This window comes from Paralcaligenes sp. KSB-10 (assembly GCF_021266465.1).
GTDB lineage: Bacteria > Pseudomonadota > Gammaproteobacteria > Burkholderiales > Burkholderiaceae_B.
This window is the reverse complement of the sequence record NZ_CP089848.1, coordinates 1,561,539-1,578,967: the sequence shown is the minus strand read 5'-3', so window position 1 is coordinate 1,578,967 and position 17,429 is coordinate 1,561,539. Positions and strand designations below refer to the sequence as shown.

At 60.0% G+C, this 17,429-nt stretch carries 15 protein-coding genes; 2 read left to right on the top strand and 13 right to left on the bottom strand.

Going from position 1 to position 17,429, the window contains the following annotated elements; all coding sequences use genetic code 11:
• The first annotated feature begins 404 nt into the window (after positions 1-404).
• Entirely contained in the window at positions 405-2,204 is a 1,800-nt protein-coding gene (locus tag LSG25_RS07195) for an ATP-binding protein (protein ID WP_232744000.1), read from the top strand.
• Positions 2,201-3,550 (top strand): sigma-54 dependent transcriptional regulator, encoded by a 1,350-nt coding sequence (locus LSG25_RS07190; protein WP_232743999.1) that lies wholly within the window; start codon positions 2,201-2,203, stop codon positions 3,548-3,550. Before LSG25_RS07195 ends, LSG25_RS07190 begins: the two co-directional genes overlap by 4 nt.
• A gap of 19 nt (positions 3,551-3,569) precedes the next feature.
• On the opposite strand, the gene LSG25_RS07185 is transcribed toward LSG25_RS07190, so the two are convergent.
• From LSG25_RS07185 to LSG25_RS07125, 13 genes are all read right to left on the bottom strand, one after another.
• Positions 3,570-4,643 (bottom strand): MBL fold metallo-hydrolase, encoded by a 1,074-nt coding sequence (locus LSG25_RS07185; RefSeq protein ID WP_232743998.1) that lies wholly within the window; start codon positions 4,641-4,643, stop codon positions 3,570-3,572.
• Between the two features lie 147 nt (positions 4,644-4,790).
• Positions 4,791-5,780: a tripartite tricarboxylate transporter substrate binding protein gene (locus LSG25_RS07180; protein ID WP_232743997.1), complete on the bottom strand. Its 990-nt coding sequence runs from the start codon at positions 5,778-5,780 to the stop codon at positions 4,791-4,793.
• Between the two features lie 70 nt (positions 5,781-5,850).
• Positions 5,851-7,218, bottom strand: coding sequence for an FAD-dependent oxidoreductase (locus tag LSG25_RS07175; protein ID WP_232743996.1), 1,368 nt, complete (start codon positions 7,216-7,218; stop codon positions 5,851-5,853).
• A 143-nt stretch (positions 7,219-7,361) separates the two neighbouring features.
• Positions 7,362-8,153 (bottom strand): aspartate/glutamate racemase family protein, encoded by a 792-nt coding sequence (locus LSG25_RS07170; RefSeq protein ID WP_232743995.1) that lies wholly within the window; start codon positions 8,151-8,153, stop codon positions 7,362-7,364.
• A gap of 25 nt (positions 8,154-8,178) precedes the next feature.
• The gene (locus LSG25_RS07165; RefSeq protein WP_232743994.1) at positions 8,179-9,174 is read right to left on the bottom strand and encodes a tripartite tricarboxylate transporter substrate binding protein; all 996 of its coding nucleotides are present in this window, start codon (positions 9,172-9,174) and stop codon (positions 8,179-8,181) included.
• 161 nt (positions 9,175-9,335) lie between these two features.
• Positions 9,336-10,334: a tripartite tricarboxylate transporter substrate binding protein gene (locus LSG25_RS07160; protein WP_232743993.1), complete on the bottom strand. Its 999-nt coding sequence runs from the start codon at positions 10,332-10,334 to the stop codon at positions 9,336-9,338.
• Between the two features lie 49 nt (positions 10,335-10,383).
• Positions 10,384-10,971 carry a cysteine hydrolase gene (locus LSG25_RS07155; protein ID WP_232743992.1) on the bottom strand — a complete coding sequence of 196 codons (588 nt, stop codon included), beginning with the start codon at positions 10,969-10,971 and terminating at the stop codon, positions 10,384-10,386.
• Between the two features lie 33 nt (positions 10,972-11,004).
• A complete protein-coding gene (locus tag LSG25_RS07150; protein WP_232743991.1) occupies positions 11,005-11,784 on the bottom strand; it encodes an enoyl-CoA hydratase/isomerase family protein in 780 nt (259 codons plus the stop codon).
• The gene (locus LSG25_RS07145; RefSeq protein ID WP_232743990.1) at positions 11,781-12,182 is read right to left on the bottom strand and encodes a Zn-ribbon domain-containing OB-fold protein; all 402 of its coding nucleotides are present in this window, start codon (positions 12,180-12,182) and stop codon (positions 11,781-11,783) included. Before LSG25_RS07145 ends, LSG25_RS07150 begins: the two co-directional genes overlap by 4 nt.
• 3 nt (positions 12,183-12,185) lie before the next feature.
• Positions 12,186-13,358: a thiolase family protein gene (locus LSG25_RS07140; protein ID WP_232743989.1), complete on the bottom strand. Its 1,173-nt coding sequence runs from the start codon at positions 13,356-13,358 to the stop codon at positions 12,186-12,188.
• Positions 13,355-14,497: an acyl-CoA dehydrogenase family protein gene (locus LSG25_RS07135; RefSeq protein ID WP_232743988.1), complete on the bottom strand. Its 1,143-nt coding sequence runs from the start codon at positions 14,495-14,497 to the stop codon at positions 13,355-13,357. The genes LSG25_RS07140 and LSG25_RS07135 overlap by 4 nt, the downstream gene beginning before the upstream one ends.
• A 41-nt stretch (positions 14,498-14,538) precedes the next feature.
• A complete protein-coding gene (locus tag LSG25_RS07130; protein WP_232743987.1) occupies positions 14,539-15,234 on the bottom strand; it encodes an enoyl-CoA hydratase/isomerase family protein in 696 nt (231 codons plus the stop codon).
• Between the two features lie 18 nt (positions 15,235-15,252).
• Complete coding sequence (locus tag LSG25_RS07125) at positions 15,253-17,421, bottom strand: acetate--CoA ligase family protein (protein WP_232743986.1); 2,169 nt, start codon at positions 17,419-17,421, stop codon at positions 15,253-15,255.
• Positions 17,422-17,429 lie beyond the last annotated feature (8 nt).

Genomic DNA, 17,429 nt, shown 5'->3' with positions numbered 1-17,429 from the left:
CTATCTTGAGTGGTTGGTTCAGACTGACGCAAGAACCGTGCCAGGGGCGTCAAAAACCTACAATAGGTATGAAAGGCCGGTACGGTGGGGCATTCGAGCAAAATTCGTCAGGCCTGGCATACGACTCAAGTGTGTAGATCGGCAGAATTCAGTGTTTTTTGTGTGTACTTTTCCATCCTGCCGGGGTGGGACGCAGTGGCAAGTTTGTTCCTACTGGTTATTCGCAGGCTGCATTTTCCGCGTGCTTCTGGTATATATTCACCGGCGCGGATGCGCGCGGGCATGCACGAATAACAAAGCAGCCAGACCCTGAGCCCTGGCATGTCATCGGGCTTGAGATGAGCCTGGTCCGGACCAATGGCGATTCCGCTTTTGTTGAACTTCAATGTCGATTGGACGATTACATGCGATATCTTTTTGCCCGACGGCGCTTGAGCATTTATTTGTTGCTCGCCGCCTGTGTCGGGATAGCCTATATTGCCGATTGCATCGTCTTCGCCCAAGAGACCAAGTCCACACTCGCGCAAGCGCATCAACGTGCCGTGTTTTATTCCCTGAGCCTGGAGTCGACCCTGGCGCGGTACGAATCGCTGCCGAAAGTGATCTCGTTTGAAAAGAAAATGAGCGTCCTGCTGGACAATCCGGGCGATGCGGTGGCTCAGCAAGCCGCCAATCAATACCTGCGCGCCGTTCAGGTGACAACCGGTTCGCGGGTTGCTTATCTCATTGATGCCGATGGCTTGACTCTGGCATCCAGCAATTGGGATAAGCCCGATACCTTTGTCGGTCAGAACTATACCTTTCGGCCTTATTTTCGCGATGCGCTGCAATTCGGCCAGGGGCGCTTTTATGGTCTTGGCACCACCAGCCACGAGGCCGGCTATTTTCTTGCAACATCCATTCGTACGCAGGCGGGAACGCGCGGCGTTATTGTTGTGAAGATCAGTCTCAGTGAGTTTGAATCGGCGCTCTCGCAAAGCAGCGATACGGTCATGCTGCTTGATTCGGGCGGGATTATTTTCCTGTCCTCGGTTCCCGCCTGGCGATACCATACCCTGGTTGCGCTAAGTGCGCAGAAACGTGCTGCAGTGAATCGGAATCGTCAGTACGGTAAGAATCCGCTTGATCCCCTGGAGGGCGTTGTTCTCGACAATACCTTGCCGCAAACCCTCGATCTGGCGCTTCCAGGCCAGCCCAAACGTACATTGCTCACCGAATACGTACCGGTGGGGCCGCTTGGGTGGAAGCTGGCAATATTTGTCGACCCACAGCGGGACCGTCAATTATCCCGGGTGGTGGGTATAGGCGTGGGCTTTGTCGCCGCGTTCGTAGCGGCCCTGTTCATGGTGCGCAATCAACAGCGCAAACGCTACGAAGAGCGGCGCCGTGCGAAAAATGAACTGGATCAGGCGCATGCGGAACTGGAGACGCGGATTGCCTTGCGCACGACCGATCTTACCGAAAAAATTGCGGCGCTGGATCGTGCCCAGCATATCTTGCGGGAAACACGCGACAGCGCGGTGCAGGCGGGCAAACTGGCCGTACTGGGGCAAATGGCGGCCGGTATCACGCATGAACTCAGCCAGCCCCTGACTGCCCTGACCACGCTTTCCGACAATACGGTTCACCTGGTCAAGCGCGGAGAACTTGAGGAAGTCAGCAAGAATGTTTTTCTGATCAGCAAGCTGGCCGCCCGCATGGGCAACATCGTGTCCAGCATCAAGGCTTTTTCCCGCAAGGACAATGTCGGACGCGAGCCGGTCAATGTCAGCAATTCCATTCATCAGGCGCTGATGTTGGTCGAGCCGCGCCGCAAGCAGGTCGCAGCCAAAGTCCAGTTGGTGCGTACAAGCTCGGAGGCGTTGGCTTGGGGTAACTCCATACGGCTTGAACAGGTGCTGGTCAATCTATTGCGTAATGGCCTGGACGCCGCTGCCGATCAGCCAGGCAGCGTACTGTCGGTAACGGTTCAGGTGCAAGAGAAACACGTACACATTATCGTACGCGACCAGGGTCCGGGTATTTCGGACGCAGTGCGCCAGCACCTTTTTGAGCCATTCTTCACCACCAAGCCCACCGGCCAGGGCATAGGGCTGGGCCTGGCCATTTCCTTGGCTATCATTGAGGAAATGCGCGGCCAGCTGCAGATAGGCAATGCGCCCGATCGGGGCACCGAGGCCACCATCATCCTGGAACATGTATGAACACGGAAAACCCCATTCCCGCCGCTGAAGGCAGCCTTGTGTATTTGATCGAGGACGATGAAATCGTCATGCATGCCTGCGGGCAGGCTTTGCGTTTGGCGGGCATTTCGGTGCGCGGCTTCGGCGATGCGGAAACCGCGCTGGCCAGCGTTGGCGGCGAACGGCCGGCAGCCGTGATCTGCGATGTACAGCTTCCCGGCATGGGTGGAATGTCGCTGCTGGTCGATTTGCTGCGCCTGGATCGTAATTTGCCTGTGATTCTGATTACCGGGCACGGCGATATTTCCCTGGCAGTGGAAGCCATGCGGGCTGGCGCCTACGATTTCATCGAGAAACCATTTCATTCGGAGCGGCTCGTCGATGTGGTCCGCCGGGCCATGGAGCGCCGCGCCCTGGCCACCGAAAATCAGCGCCTGAAAGATCAATTGCAAGAGTTGCAGGTAACCCCCCTGATTGGCCAATCGCCCGCGATCCAGCATGTCCGCAAGCTGATCGCCGCGCTGGCGCCGACCTCGGCCGATTTGCTGGTTTGCGGCGAAACTGGATCGGGCAAAGAGGTGCTGGCAAAAGCCATCCACACCGCCAGCGGCAGGCGTGGCGCCTTTGTTGCGCTGAATTGCGCGGCAGTGCCCGAAAGTATTTTCGAGAGCGAAATATTTGGCCATGAGGCCGGTGCGTTTACCGGAGCGCATCGCCGTCGTATCGGAAAAATCGAATATGCCCAGGGCGGCACGCTGTTCCTGGACGAAATCGAATCCATGCCGCTGAATTTGCAGGCTAAATTGCTGCGCGTGCTGCAGGAGCGCTACGTGGAGCGGCTAGGCAGCAATACGCCGATACCGGTCGATTGCCGGGTAATAGCGGCAACCAAGCTGGACCTCAAGCAGGCCTGCGACCAGGGCGAGTTCCGGGCCGACCTGTATTACCGCCTGAATGTTGTGTCCATCGAGTTGCCGCCCTTGCGTAAACGGCTCGATGACATCCCGTTGCTCATGGCGTATTTCATTGCCATTGCGGCGCGGCGGTATCAATGCGAGCCGCCGCAATGGTCCGGCCAGGACTTGCTGCGCTGGCAACAGCACGACTGGCCGGGCAATGTGCGTGAATTGCGGAACACCGCCGAGCGATTCTGCCTGGGTGTTGAAGACGGTCTGGCGCAGCCTCCCGACAATGCCGACTCCCTGGCGTATCGCATGGAACAAACGGAACATGAATTGATACAGGAGGCGCTGCGCAGCGCTGCAGGCAATGTGGTGCATGCGGCAAAGCTATTGAAGATTTCGCGCAAGACCTTGTATGACAAACTGAATCGCCTGGCGATCGATCCCGGCAGCTTCCGTCAGTGATACGCGGCGTGTTAAGACATTAGCTTGCAGCGCGATACCAGGCGACTCCCTCGCCATCCAACTGCATCACGGCTTCACTCCGCCGGATCAGGTAATTCAAATGGGCGACGCTTTCACCTGTGGCCAGACTGAGCTGACTGTGATCGGCGGCAGTGATGGGCCGGGAAAATAAGGTCGGGAAGACATCCACCGCGCGCTGCGGTTGCCGCAATACCGCACGCAATCGTTCAAGCGCGTCCAGCTGGCTGGATTCGAGATAATCGAGGCGTTCATGCAAGCCTCGGAAGGGTTCGTTGTGGGCCGGCAGCACGAGCACATCGTTGGGAACTTCCTTCTTCAGTTTTTCAAGCGAGGCCAGCCAGTCTCCCATGGGATCGGCGTCGGGCTCGGTCGGAAACACCGATACATTCGATGAAATGCGGGGTAGAACCTGGTCGCCCGATATAAGGAGTTTGAGATCGGGACAATACAGGCAGGCATGTTCAGGCGAATGGCCGTTGCCCACGACCACTTTCCATTGATGGCTGCCTATGTTCAGGGATTCGCCGTCCTGCAGACGCCGATAGCTGTCTGGTAGGGCATGCGTCATTTTTCCAAAATTGCCGAACCGTGCTCGATAATTTTCGATGGAATGTTCGCTCCAGCCAGCCTGGCGGTAGAAGCGGATGCCGTCTTCGGGCGCCTCCCGCCCGGTGTCGGCCACGAGTGTGCGGCACGTCAGGTATTCCAGGCGAGTCATCCACAAGCGGCAGCCGAACTTGCGGGTCAGCCAGCCTGCCATGCCGACATGATCGGGGTGCATGTGAGTGACCAGAACACGGCTGGCTCTTTTCGCACCCAGCGGGCCGGAAAACAGTTTTCCCCATGCCGCCGTCGTGTCGCTGGTCTGCAGGCCCGTGTCAACGATGGTCCAGCCATCACCGTCTTCCAGCGCCCACAGGTTGATATGCGTGAGCACAAAGGGCATGGGCATGCGTATCCATAAAACCCCAGGCGCTATTTCTCGAACCGCGCCGGGTTCGGGTGCGTCCCCGCAGGGATAAACCAGGGTTGGCCGGTTGTTTTTCTTGGCTTCGTTGTGGGCTTCGACCATTGGAGGGGCTCCGCTTTAATGGGGTATTGGCTCGTGTTGGTCAGTGTAAAGTAAATTGTGGTGAGGCACTCAGGGAAGCCGATTGATGATTCATGTCCGCGTGCAGCGCCCGGCCTTGTGAGAGGCGGGCGCTGTACCTATTAGTTATTAGTCGATCTTGATATGAGCGTCGTGCACCACCTTTGCCCATTTGCTTGTTTCCTGTTTCATGTACGCGACAAATTCTTCCGGCGTCGAAGACATGGGGTCCAGGCCCAGTGTGCCCAGCAGAGTCTTGAAATCCTGGCTGTTGATGATTTGTACCAACTCGGCATTCAGCTTTGCAATAACAGGCTGAGGAGTATGGGCCGGTGCGAGAATGCCAAACCAGGATCCGACGTCAAAGCCCGGCAGGCCCGATTCGGCCACGGTCGGGAGATCCGGCATGGCCGAAGCGCGCTTTAGCGTGGAGACCGCTATCGGGCGGAGGCGGCCGTTTTTTACATAGGGCAGCGACGAGGTCATGCCATCGAACAGCATGTCCACATGGTTGCCCAGAAGATCCATGACAGCGGGCGCATTGCCTTTGTAAGGAACATGAATCATGGATATGCCGGCCATGTTCTTGAGCATTTCACCTGCTAGGTGGGCGCCTTGGCCGGCTCCTCCCGATGCGAAGGTAAACCGATTGGGGGTGGCTTTCGATAGATCGATAAGCTGCTTGATTGAATGAATGGGGGACTTCGGATTGACGACGAGCATCAAGGGCAGGTTTGCGACGGTCGTGACCGGTGCGAAATCCTTGACGGGATCGTATGGCAATTTGTCGTAGAGACTGGGGTTCACCACCAGTGTGCCGAAAAACGCGACCAGCAAGGTGTATCCATCTGCCTGGGCGTGAGCGACCGCATCGGTTGCGATGAAGGAGTTTCCGCCTGGCCGGTTTTCGATGATTACAGGGACGTTCCAGGCCTTGCTCAACTTGTCTCCAAGAGCGCGTGATACGGTATCGGTGGGGCCGCCTGGAGGAAAGGGAAGCACCAGATGGATGGGCTTGGATGGGTAGGTACCGGCATCAGTGGCCGCGCTTGCCGGCATAGCTGCCGCGGCCAGGCAGGCCAGGCCGAATAGTTGAGTTTTCCAGAAACGGGATTTCATAGTTGATGTCTCCTTGTCTTGATCGATCGAAGCGATACTCGGGGTTTTTACTTCATGCAAAAAAACTCACTCAACAGGACGCGGCGGCATTGTTGCCCGCTATGCGGCCAAAGACGGCGCTTTTACCCAGCGACGAGCCGGTCATATACGCGGCGCCGTGAAATCCACCCATCAATTCGCCGGCTGCGAAAAGGCCGTCGATAGGCTGTCCGTAGACGTCAATCACGCGCGCTTTGCTATCGACGGCGAGTCCGGCGTAAGTGGCCAGCACGGCGGATGTCGACGGATAGGCGTAGAAAGGAGGCTGGTCGATTTTTCGCAATTTGCCATAGTGATTCGCCAGCCCATCGCGGCCGAATTGTGTGTCGCGGCCCCGCTCGACGTCGCCGTTGTACTGGTCCAGGGTGGACAGGAGCGCTGCGGGATCGATATTTATGCGCTCGGCCAGCGTCGCAATGGAGTCGGCCTGGATCAGATGGCCGGAGCTGAGCGCCGAGCGGAAGTCCGAGGTGGTAACGCCAGGAACCGACAGATCCATGATGCCTTCGTCGAATATCTGGTAGGCCATGCCATCGGGCTGGGCAAGGCATGCGTCGCCGCTGATTTTGTATGAAACCGATTCGTCGACGAAGCGTCGGCCGTTCGCGTTGACGGCGATCGCCCCTTTGAAGATGGGATGGATCAGGAGACGTTCCTCTGCTTCGGCGGAGGGATGTACCCCGAATGTTCCCTTGATGAAGCCCATGTCGCGCAGATTGGCGCCAAGCGCCATACCCATCCTGAGGCCATCGCCGGTATTGCCCGGGCCGCCGATGCGCAGGGCTTTGATCTGCGCTGGCGCAAACACGCCCAGCCATTCTTCGCTTCGTGAAAATCCGCCTGTGGCCAGCACCACGCCGCCTCGAGCATGCAGCGCATAGGATGGCCCGCCGGCGGACGATACGATGACCTCCATGCCGCCGTCTTCCATCCGGTGCAAGCGTAGCGCCTGTGTGTTGCAGCGCAGTTCGAAGCGCTGCGAGGCCTGGGCCTGTTTATCGAGCGCCTCCATCATCTGGCGGGTGTCGACCCGATTCGAGCGGGGCACCGATTGGCCGCCGCCAAGCTGAACTGATTGGAATTGCACACCCAGGCGCTTGAGCCAAAAGTAGGTATCGAGTTGAGCGGCAACATAGGCTTCGAGAAGACTGACGTCGTTGTGGTGTTCTCCCATTGCCTTCAAGTCGGACAGCAACAGGGAATTGGAATCGGAGATGCCGGCTTCGCCTTGCTCATCGGTGCCGGCGAACGCCATGGCTCCACCGCTGATGACGGTGCTGCCGCCCGTCGCCGCAAGTTTTTCCAGCAGGATTACTCGTTTGTCGCGTTCCAATGCCGCGGCGGCCGCACAATATCCGGCCAACCCTCCGCCACACACGATGACATCTGTTTCTTCCATTGTTCCTTGACTGGGCGAATTGGCGTCGGGACGGGCGGCTGTATACAAAGTAATCTCCTGAATATCATTGATTCGATGTGCAAATTATGAAATCGCCGTGACGGTCGCTGTGTGAGGCTGTGCTGGTCGATGCGCGACGCTTGCTAGCGCGATGCGCCGAGTGCCTGCAATATTTCGTCGGGCGGCCGGCAATAACCCCAGCGGCGTCCCACACCGAGTCCGCTGGTGCGTTTCAGGCGCACCAGCATGCAGGCATAGGCCAGGCTGGTTCCGATACAGTCCATGACGGCGGCTTCGTCGATCCGGCGTACCCCATTCCAGTACAGTAATTCGCTGATCACACCTTCGGCAGGAATAACCAGATCGGCGCCAGCTTCCACCAGCCTGCGCGCCACGGTTTCGAAATCTTCGATGACTTCCTGCGGCGCATCGAAGGCCGCTTCCAGTTGGGCTTCGGTGACCGGCGCCGACAAGGCCTCGATGCCGCAGACCCGGCCCTCTAGGCCATGGCGCCGCACCAGCGCACGCACTCGCCTTACACCGGCCGGGGCCAGCGGTACCAGGGCGAACTGTTCGGCCAGAGAACAGGCGACCAGCAGTGCGCTTTCCGGCATGGACACCACGGGAATGTCGAGCAGTGACCGGATCTCGGCCAGGAAAGGCTCGCTGAAGCTGCCGAGTATGACAGCGTCATAGCCTTCGGATTCCGCTTTGCGGCAGAAGTCGATGGCTTCGCGCTGGATGATGTGTTTTACATACGGAAATTTGAGCATTTCGGCCGGTGTGCGTTGTCCGTACCAGGATTCGGAAGCGCCGTTGAATGTGACCGCGACCTCGTCGCCGCAGGTCTGGCTGGCATGGCGCTGCAGGGCTTCTACATAGCATGGCAGGCCGCCTAGCGGTGCCATGGATTGATACCAGATTTTTATGCTCATGGGTCGATCTCCTTTGCGGTGGCGTTCAGTTGGCCTTGGCACCTGTCAGCTTGACGATGCGCGCATACTGCGGAATTTCGCGTTGCAGTGTTGCGGTGAATTGCTGCGGCGTACCGGCGACTTTTTCCAGGCCGCCCTTTTTGAAGAGCATGTCATCCACATCGGGTTTTTGCAGCGCGGCGATGATCGCGTCGTGCAGCTTATCGATAATGGGTTTGGGTGTGCCGCCCGGGGCGAGCACGCCATACCACGATACGATTTCAAAACCTGGCAGGCCCGATTCCGCCACGGTGGGTATGCCGGGCTCCAGCACGGAGCGCTGCGGAGTGACTACCGCCAGTGCTTTCAGCGAACCGCTCTTCAGCGAAGGCAACGCCGCCAGTAAGCCTCCTACCATGAAATTGACGTGTCCGGCCAGCAGATCGGTCGTGGCCGGAGCGACGCCGCGGTATGGAACATGGATGATGTCGATGCCCGCCATCGAAGCCAGCAGCGCGCCGGCAAGATGGCCGCCCGAACCCATGCCCGAAGAGGCATACGTAAGCTTGCCGGGGTGGGCCTTGGCGTAGGCGATGAGTTCCTGTACCGAGTTGACCGGTACGGACGGATGAGCCAGAAGGACCAAAGGAATCGTGGCTACCTGCGAGATGGGAGCGAAATCCTTGAGTGGATTGAATGGCAACTTGTCATAAAGGCTGACGTTGACGACCAGCGGCCCGTTGGTGCCTAAAAGCAGCGTGTAGCCATCCGGCACGGCTCGTGCTACTTCCTCTGTGCCGATATTGCCGCCGGCGCCGGAACGGTTTTCGACCACAAAAGTCTGGCCCATGCTTGCGCCCATTTTTGCCGACAGGGCGCGCGCCACGATATCGGCTGGACCACCGGGCGGATAGGGCACGATGATTTTAACGGGATGTGAGGGGTAGGAGTCTGATTTGGCGGCAGCCGAACTGGCCGTCAGCGTAGCGCCCATTGCCGCCAATGCCAAGGTGAAGCTGCGGACGAGATGTATGCATGTCATGATTGTTATAGGACACCCTCCGATTGCCAGAGACGATTTGATGTGGCGAGCCGTATGCTGCGGCTTTATACCCGGCTTGTTTGCCGTCGCGTTTGTCGTCTCTTGCGCAAGCATTGGGTGACCCGTCTCCTGGTGGGTTAATACAATGACAGCTAGGGAAATTACTGCGGCTGCAAGCCCGCATTTTTCACGGCTTCTTTCCAACGCACGAGATCCTTGCTGATCTGCTTGGCGTATTGCTCGGGCGTGGTGCCTTCCGGGGCAAGGCCGTTCATGGACAGGGTCTTGACGATGTCAGGCATTTTCAGAATTGCGGCAACATCGCGCTGCAGCAGATCAATGATGGCTTTGGGGGTTTTGGCCGGCGCCATGAGTCCGTACCAGGAATTGACTTCGAACCCAGGATACGTTTCGGCTATGGCGGGCAGATCGGGCAGCAGGGTGGATCGTTTCAAGGTGCTGACAGCTATCCCGCGCATTTGGCCGGACTTCAGGAAAGGAATCACTCCGGCGATATTCAGGAATGCCATGTCGATCTGCTTTCCAAGCAGGTCGGTGACGACGGGAGCCGCGCCCTTGTAGGGCACATGCAGCAACTTGACGTTCGCCATACTGGCAAGCATTTCTCCCGCCAGGTGTGTCGTGCTGCCCGGCCCTACAGAGCCATATGTAAGCTTGCCGGGATGGGCGCGCGCATAGTCGACCAGCTCTTTCAGATTGTGGATAGGCAGGTCGGGGCGCACCACGAGCACGGTGGGCGCCGACACGACTTGGGTGATGGGCGCCAGGTCGCGTACGGAGTCATAGGGCATATGCTTTTGAACGGCGGGACTAATGGTAATGGGACCCACGTGCGAAAACAGCAAGGTGTAGCCGTCGGGAACCGCATGCGCGACAAAATTGGAACCGATCGTGCCGTTGGCGCCTGCTTTGTTTTCCAGGACCACCGGCTGTTTCAGCATTTCCGACAGCTTTTGCAGTATCGGCCGCGCCACGGTATCGGCGGGTCCGCCCGCGGTCCATGGATTGATGACTGTAATCGAGTGGTTCGGATAGGCTTCCTTCGCCACCGATGGCGCAGGGGAGGCCAGGGCAACGGCTATCGCCAGTACGCCACAGGCGGTGAGTGTATGACGTGTGAGTTTGCGTAATTTCAACATGGTTTTGTCTCCTTGTTTTTTGCCGGTAAGTACTGCGTTCGATTTTTCTTCAACGCTGGAATTCGACCTCGCGAGAGGTAGTGAGTTTTGCGAAGCGGGATACTGCGGTCATGGATTGATCATGATCCTCACCAGAAAAGGATGCGCAGCAGTCCTCAAGCACAATGCACTCATAGTCCCTGTCGTGGGCTTCGCGAACGGTCGCTTGCACAACCGCGCTGGATGAAACGCCGCCCAGGTAGATGCGCCCGATTCCGTGCGCGCGCAGTATGGGTTCCAGGTTCGTGCCGTAGAATGGACTGACGCGGTGCTTGACGATGTCGAAGTCGCCGGCCGATGGCGTCAGGTCCGGATGGATTTCAGTGCCCCATGTCCCCAGCTTGAAAAGGCCGTTCTCTCGCGCCTTGGAAAAGATGGGCGAGGCGGGCGGGCATTCGAGGTAGTCGCCGGAAAAGCCGACACGCACGTAGCCTATAGGTAGTCCGGCAGCGCGCGCCTTGTCCAGCGCGTGGCGGGTGTTTTTGATGATTTGGCGCGTGCGGATTTGTTCGCCCAGCGGCCCCTTGCCGTTGGGGCCGTCATTGTGCACGAGGTCATTTATCAGGTCCAGTGCTAGATAGATGGATTTTGCTGTCATGAGAACTCCGTGTTGCATTGAATAGGAAATTGTTTATCGGCCGGTGAATTTGGGGCTGCGCTTTTCGCTGAAAGCCCTGGCGGCTTCCTGGCGGTCCTGTGTATTGATGAGGTGGGTGAACAGGTCTGTTTCCTGACGCATGCCGGCCGCCAGAGATATTTCGGCGCCTGTGTGAACGGCCTCTTTGGCAAACTGAGTGGCGAGCGGCGGCCGGGAGGCAATTTTCTGTGCGATGCCGCGCGTCAGCTCGTTTAGCGCCGCCGGTTCGACCACGCGTGAAACCAGCCCCATCGACCACGCGTGCTGCGCGTCGATTCGTTCGCCTGTAAGAATGAGGTCGAGGGCTACACCCATTCCCAGCACTCGTGTAATGCGCTGCGTTCCTCCCGCGGCGGGGATAATGCCGAGGCTTGTTTCGGGGAATCCGAAGGATGCGTCAGTGGCGGCGATGCGGATATCGCAGGCCAGGGCGATCTCCAGGCCGCCGCCGAGGCAATAGCCATGAATCGACGCAATCAATGGTTTGACGGCGCGATCGAAGGCCGCGATCCAGTGGCGCTGCACGCGCGACTGGCGATGCGCGGCCGGTGCATCGACGGTGGCGAACTCTTTGATGTCGGCGCCTGCGCAGAATGCGCGCGGCCCTGCGCCGCGGATTACCATGACCCGTACATCCGGATTGGCATCGGCCGCATCGATGGCATCGGGCAACATCCGCCGAGTATCGTTGTTGATGGCGTTCAGCGCATCGGGACGATTCAGCGTTATCCAGGCGACGGCATCTTCGATATGGGTAATTACGGCGTCGGTCATATATTCTCCTTGGTTTCATCCGATTCGAACAGCGGTTCGGGCGCTGTGGCCATGTCGAGCACGCGAACGCGCATTCCAATTCGCACCCGGGCGGGATCCACGCCTGCAACACGGGTCAACAGATGAGGACCTTCATCGGTGGCGACTATGGCTATTGCATAAGGAACATCGCCGGCAAAAGCCGGGCCAGGGGCGCGATGCACGACGGAGTAGCTGTAGACGCTGCCCCTGCCACTGGCCACGGTGGGGAGCACCTGGTCGCTGCCGCAGAAAGGACAGGCGGGACGGGGGTAAAAATGAAACCGGCCGCAATCGGAGCAATGAGGCAAGGCGAATCCCAGGCTGCGGGTCCGCTCCCAGTAGTGGGCGCTTTTCATCATGGGGGAAGATTCAGACATGATTTACCCCTGGGCTATGATGAGAGTGCTGTGCAGCCCGACGATCCCGCCGTTGCCGTGCACCAGGGCCACTTCGGCGCCGGGTACTTGGCGCGCGCCAGCTTGGTTGCGTACTTGGCGCACACCTTCCAGCAGATGAAACATGCCTCCCGATAGACCGGGATGGCCGGCGGATAGAAGACCGCCATGCGTGGTGACAGGCAGTTTTCCGCCCAGCGCAATCCCGCCATTTTCGACATAGTGGCCACCTTCGCCCTTGGCGCAGAACCCCAGGTCTTCGAGTTCCACGATGACCGTAATTGTGAAGCAGTCGTACAGTTCGGCCACATCGATATCGGATGGCGTCAGCCCCGCCATGTCGAACGCATCCCTGCCGGATTGCACTGCGCCGGTTGTCGTGATGTTCTTGTAGTCGCCTATATATGTGTGTGAATGCCCATAGCCATGCCCGAGCAGCTTGGCGGCGGGCTGGCGCAGGTCGCGCGCGCGTTCGGGCGTGGTGACTATGAAAGCGGCGGCGCCATCGGATACGAGGGCGCAATCCAGCATGCGCAGCGGCGACGTAATGGTGCGCGATTGCATGACATCGGCGATGGAAAGAAGGTCTTTCTTGTGTGCGTTGGGGTTCAGCGCGGCGTGGCCGCGCAGGGTGACGGCCACCTCGGCCATCTGCTCCAGCGTGGTTCCGTACTCGTGCATATGGCGCTGTGCCACCAAGGCATAGAGCGTGGGTATGAGCGGGCCGTATGGTGCTTCGAATTCCGGGTGAGCCCATCCGGCGTCGGCGAGCTTCTGCACGGCGGCGCCGCGCGAACTGAACGACAGCATGTTTTGGCCGGCGACGCACAGCACGGTCTCACACTGGCCCGTGGCCACCGCCATGGCCGCGTGGTGAGCCATGGCCACGCCGGACGCGCCGGCAACATCCAGTGTTGCCAGATAACGTGGATGGAGGCCCAGGCTTTCCGATACCACGCCGCAGGGCATGGCCCAGTTTTCCACCCGGATGGGAGTGGTCAGCAGGCCGTCTATATCGGCCAGCGTCAGGCCCGCATCTTCCAGCGCCGCGAGCGCCGCCATGCGCTGCAAGCCGAGGGAGTCCAGATGCGGCACGCGGCCCACTGTGCTTTCGCCGACGCCGGCAATGACGGCATTCAGCGGTGCGCGAGCTTTCATCGCAATACCTCGCGGGCAATCAGCATGCGCTGTATTTCGGAGGAGCCTTCGCCTACGCGGTAATGGCGCACGTCGCGGTAGAAGCGCTCCACCGGGAATCCGCGCAGCAGACCCATGCCGCCGTGAATCTGTACCGCCCGATCGGCGACCTGGCCGACCATTTCCGAAGCCGCCAGCTTGCACATGCTGGCGGCGGAACCGACGTCTTCGCCGGCCTGGATGCGGCGCAGGGTTTCGTAGGTCAAGGCGCGCGCCATCGCCAGCTCGGTCGCGGAGTCGGCCAGCATCCACTGGATTGCCTGCCTGTCGGCCAAGGGCTTGCCGAAGGTGGAGCGCTCCTTGGCGTAGGCCGCGGACATTTCCAGAAGACGGTCGGCCGCGCCCAGGCACGAGCACGCCACACCCATGCGGCCGCTGGTCAGCGACTCCATCGCCACCTTGAAACCTTGGCCGACTTCCCCCAGCACCGCGCCGGCCGGCAGTTCGCAGTCGTCGAAGGACAGCTCCGCCAGCTTGATGGGATCGGAGCCGATGGTGGTATCGACCCTCGTGACACTGAAGCCCGGCGTGCTGCTATCCACCAGGAATGCGGTAATACCGCCGCGCCCGCGTTTTTCGGGATCGGTGACGGCCATGACGAGCACGACGTTGGCCAAGTGGGCGCCGCTGATGTAGTGCTTGCGCCCATTTAACACCCAGCCATCGCCGCGTGGCTGCGCCCGGGTTTTGATGGCCTGGGCGTCGGAACCCGCGCCAGGCTCGGTCAAGGCAAACGAGGCGTGCAGGGTGCCGGCGCATAATCCCGCTAGGTATTTTTCTTGTTGCGCACGGCTGCCGAAGCGGGCAATGGCGATGGGGTTAAGGCCGCTGGTGGCATCCAGCATTAACGTGAACATGCGATGGGACCGGCTGAATTCTTCCAATACCAGGCAATAGGTGGAGAGATCGAAGTCGCCGCCGCCGAACTCCGCCGGCATGCGCATGCCCAGGTAGCCCTGGGCTCGCAGCAAAGGCAAGGTTTGCTCGGGCACTTCGCCTGTCTGGTCGATTTCCAGTGCGATGGGTTCCAGTTCGTCCTGTGTGAAGCGGCGTACGGCCGCGCGCATTTCCGCGAGATCCGGGCTGATTTCCAATTGCATGGTCTATCTCTCGTTCCATTTGATTTGATGGCTAATGAAAACTATAGGTGCTGGTTGGCTGTCGCGGCGTTGGCCGCATCGGCCAGGTCCCGCTTGAGTTCACGGTGCATCCAGCGCTTGTTCACCGCATATGCATGGCCGGCACGGGCGGCGCAGTCGCCGGCGCGCGCAGTGCAATATGCTTTCAGCTCGGCCGGCACTACCACTTGATCGGCCAGCCCGGCAAGCAGCGCGTCTTGGGCGCTCAGACGCTGCCCGAGCTGCACCAGCCGCTGTACGATCTGTCGAGGGGCGCGGTGGGCAATCATGGCGACCCCCATGGGCGAGGGCAGACCCAAAGTGATTTCGGGGAACGACAGCGAGGCGTCGCTCGCCATCAGGATCTCGTCGCAGGCCAGCGCCAGCATGGCACCCGCCCCGATGGCCGGTGCCTGTACGGCCGCCAGCAGCGGCTTGGGAAAGTCCAGCATGGCAGTCAAAGTGCGCAATAACAGTTCCCGGCGCTTGAGCGCAGCCTGGGCGGAGGCAATCTGGGAGAATTCTTTCAGATCGGCTCCCGCGCAAAAAACCCGATCGCCCGCGGCCTGCAGCACGACCGCGGCCACATCGTCATCCGCGGACGCGCGTTGCAGTTCGGCGACCAGCGCATCGTGGGTTGCCGCATCGAGTGCGTTTGCCGCCCTGGGGCGCGTGATCGTAAGCCAGAGCACGCTTTCTTCCGCTGCCGCAGTTATCATGACGATGATTCTCCGTATTTAATCGGCAGTTCTGTGGGGAATGACCAATGCGTCGACTACACGCGCGCCGCGGCCTTTCGGCAGTACGCAGAGCGGATTGATGTCGAGCTCGGCGATCCGCCCACCCAGGTCTATCGCCAGCCAGGAGACACGCACCAGGCAATCCACCAGAGCATCCACATCGGCTGCGGGCTTGCCGCGGACTCCTTCCAGGAGCTTGAAGGCGCGCAGTTCGCCCAGCGCGCGCCGCGCCTCGTCGGGCGTCAATGGGGCCAGGCGAAATACCACGTCTTTCAGCACTTCGACGTATATGCCTCCCAATCCGAGGGTCAGCACCGGGCCGAAAGTGGCATCGTGCGATATGCCAACGAAGATTTCCTGTGCATCGGCGATCATCTCTTGAACCAGCACGCCTTCGATGCGGGCATCGGGCCGGTATGCCTTTGCCGCAGCGATCACCGCGTCGTAGGCGGCCGTAACGGCGCGCTCGCCGGTCACATCCAGACGCATGGCGCCTGCTTCGGTCTTGTGCGGAATATCGGGCGACTGGATTTTCAATGCTACCGGGCCGTCGATTCGCGATGCGGCGGCGACCGCGTCCCCAGCCGACAAGACAAGAGTCTCCGCCGTCACCGGTAATCCGTAATGCTGCAGCAGCGCTTTCGATCGGTATTCGCTCAATGGGCCGTCGGCCTCGTCCAACAGGTGCCGGGCGGCGGCTGCGTCGATATTCTTGGGCCGTACAGCTTCGGGGCTCGAAAGGCGTCGGCGAAATTCAGCATATTGCATTGCGCGGTGGACGGCTTTCAAGCAGGGCAGGGCATCGCGATATACAGCCAGACCTTCGGCGACCAGCACTTCGGGCGTAAGCGCGGCGTCATTGCTGGCGCAGCCCGTCCACAAGACGGCCACGGGTTTGTCGCTGCCGGCGGATACCTCCGCTATGGCGCGGACATCGGCCGCGCTGTTTATGGTCAGGACCGGGATGAGTATGTCTACAGCAGGGTCTTGCAGAATCGTCTGCGCCGCATTTTTATAGGCGTCCCGTTGTCCGATTGCGGCGGCGGTCAAGTCCGTGGGGTTGTTGGCGGAGCCGAAACCCGGCAGGGATTCCGCGAGTTTCAGGCAGGTCTGTTCGCTATACGAGGGCCATTCGATACCAAGGGATGCGCCCAGGTCGGCCACCATTACAAGATTGCCGCCGGAGATGGACATGGCGGCCGCGCGGCGGCCACCCGGCCGCCGCCCCTGGCGCAGCAGCATGGCGGTTTCATACAGCTCATTGCAATCGTCGACTCGCACGATGCCCATTTGCCTCAATGCCGCGTCGCAAACGCCATCGGCGCCGGTCACCGCGCCGGTATGGGATGCCGCCGCCTTGCTGCCCGCTTCGGTACGGCCGACTTTGACCATGATGATGGGCTTGTCCAGTTCGGCGGCGCGCCGGGCCAGGGCGCGCAGACGATCGCCGTCCGCCAGCCGCTCGGCGAGCATCAATACCACTTTGGTGGCTTGGCTTTCCAGCATGAATGCGGCGTAATCGACCAGGTCCAGGTCGGCCGCATTGCCGCAACTGACTTGGTAGCTTATGCCCAGGCCCGCCTGCTGGGCTCGCCACATGATATTGACTTGTCCCGCGCCGCCCGATTGGCTTACTACCCCGATATCGCCGGCGGGGCGCCGTGGACCTTGAATAGTAGCGGTGGAGGTCAATGCGAAGCCATTGACGAAATTCACCATGCCATTGCAGTTTGGCCCCATCAGGCGGATGTTGCCTGCCCGGGCAATATCCAGAATGCGCCGCTGGTCGGCCAAGCCCTGGTCGTTGCCGGTTTCGCCGAACCCCGACGAAAACACGGTTGCAAAGGGGACGCCGCGTTCCGCGCATTGTTCCAGGGCGGCGGGTACCGCGTGGGCCGGCAAGACGATGCCGACATGATCCGGAGTGTCGGGAAGCGACGCGATCGATGTATGGCAAGGCAGGCCGAATATCTGCTCGCGTTTCGGGTTGACGGGATAGAGAGCGCCTGTGTATCCGAAATCGATCATCTGCCGCATGCAGCGGCCACCGAATTTACCGAGATCTTCCGTGGCGCCCACCATGGCCACGCGGCGAGGGCTGAAAAAATGCGTTAGATCGGGAAACTGTTCAGTAGGAACAGCATGCCTGCCGTGGTGGCTTGTCATATCCAATT

Bases quoted from the DNA above. Each gene is read 5' to 3' on its own strand.
- LSG25_RS07135 (WP_232743988.1), bottom strand. From the start codon at position 14,497: ATGCAATTGGAAATCAGCCCGGATCTCGCGGAAATGCGCGCGGCCGTA.
- LSG25_RS07195 (WP_232744000.1), top strand. From the start codon at position 405: ATGCGATATCTTTTTGCCCGACGGCGCTTGAGCATTTATTTGTTGCTC.
- LSG25_RS07140 (WP_232743989.1), bottom strand. From the start codon at position 13,358: ATGAAAGCTCGCGCACCGCTGAATGCCGTCATTGCCGGCGTCGGCGAA.
- LSG25_RS07185 (WP_232743998.1), bottom strand. From the start codon at position 4,643: ATGGTCGAAGCCCACAACGAAGCCAAGAAAAACAACCGGCCAACCCTG.
- LSG25_RS07160 (WP_232743993.1), bottom strand. From the start codon at position 10,334: ATGTTGAAATTACGCAAACTCACACGTCATACACTCACCGCCTGTGGC.
- LSG25_RS07175 (WP_232743996.1), bottom strand. From the start codon at position 7,218: ATGGAAGAAACAGATGTCATCGTGTGTGGCGGAGGGTTGGCCGGATAT.
- LSG25_RS07155 (WP_232743992.1), bottom strand. From the start codon at position 10,971: ATGACAGCAAAATCCATCTATCTAGCACTGGACCTGATAAATGACCTC.
- LSG25_RS07170 (WP_232743995.1), bottom strand. From the start codon at position 8,153: ATGAGCATAAAAATCTGGTATCAATCCATGGCACCGCTAGGCGGCCTG.
- LSG25_RS07165 (WP_232743994.1), bottom strand. From the start codon at position 9,174: ATGACATGCATACATCTCGTCCGCAGCTTCACCTTGGCATTGGCGGCA.
- LSG25_RS07130 (WP_232743987.1), bottom strand. From the start codon at position 15,234: ATGATAACTGCGGCAGCGGAAGAAAGCGTGCTCTGGCTTACGATCACG.
- LSG25_RS07190 (WP_232743999.1), top strand. From the start codon at position 2,201: ATGAACACGGAAAACCCCATTCCCGCCGCTGAAGGCAGCCTTGTGTAT.
- LSG25_RS07125 (WP_232743986.1), bottom strand. From the start codon at position 17,421: ATGACAAGCCACCACGGCAGGCATGCTGTTCCTACTGAACAGTTTCCC.
- LSG25_RS07180 (WP_232743997.1), bottom strand. From the start codon at position 5,780: ATGAAATCCCGTTTCTGGAAAACTCAACTATTCGGCCTGGCCTGCCTG.
- LSG25_RS07145 (WP_232743990.1), bottom strand. From the start codon at position 12,182: ATGTCTGAATCTTCCCCCATGATGAAAAGCGCCCACTACTGGGAGCGG.
- LSG25_RS07150 (WP_232743991.1), bottom strand. From the start codon at position 11,784: ATGACCGACGCCGTAATTACCCATATCGAAGATGCCGTCGCCTGGATA.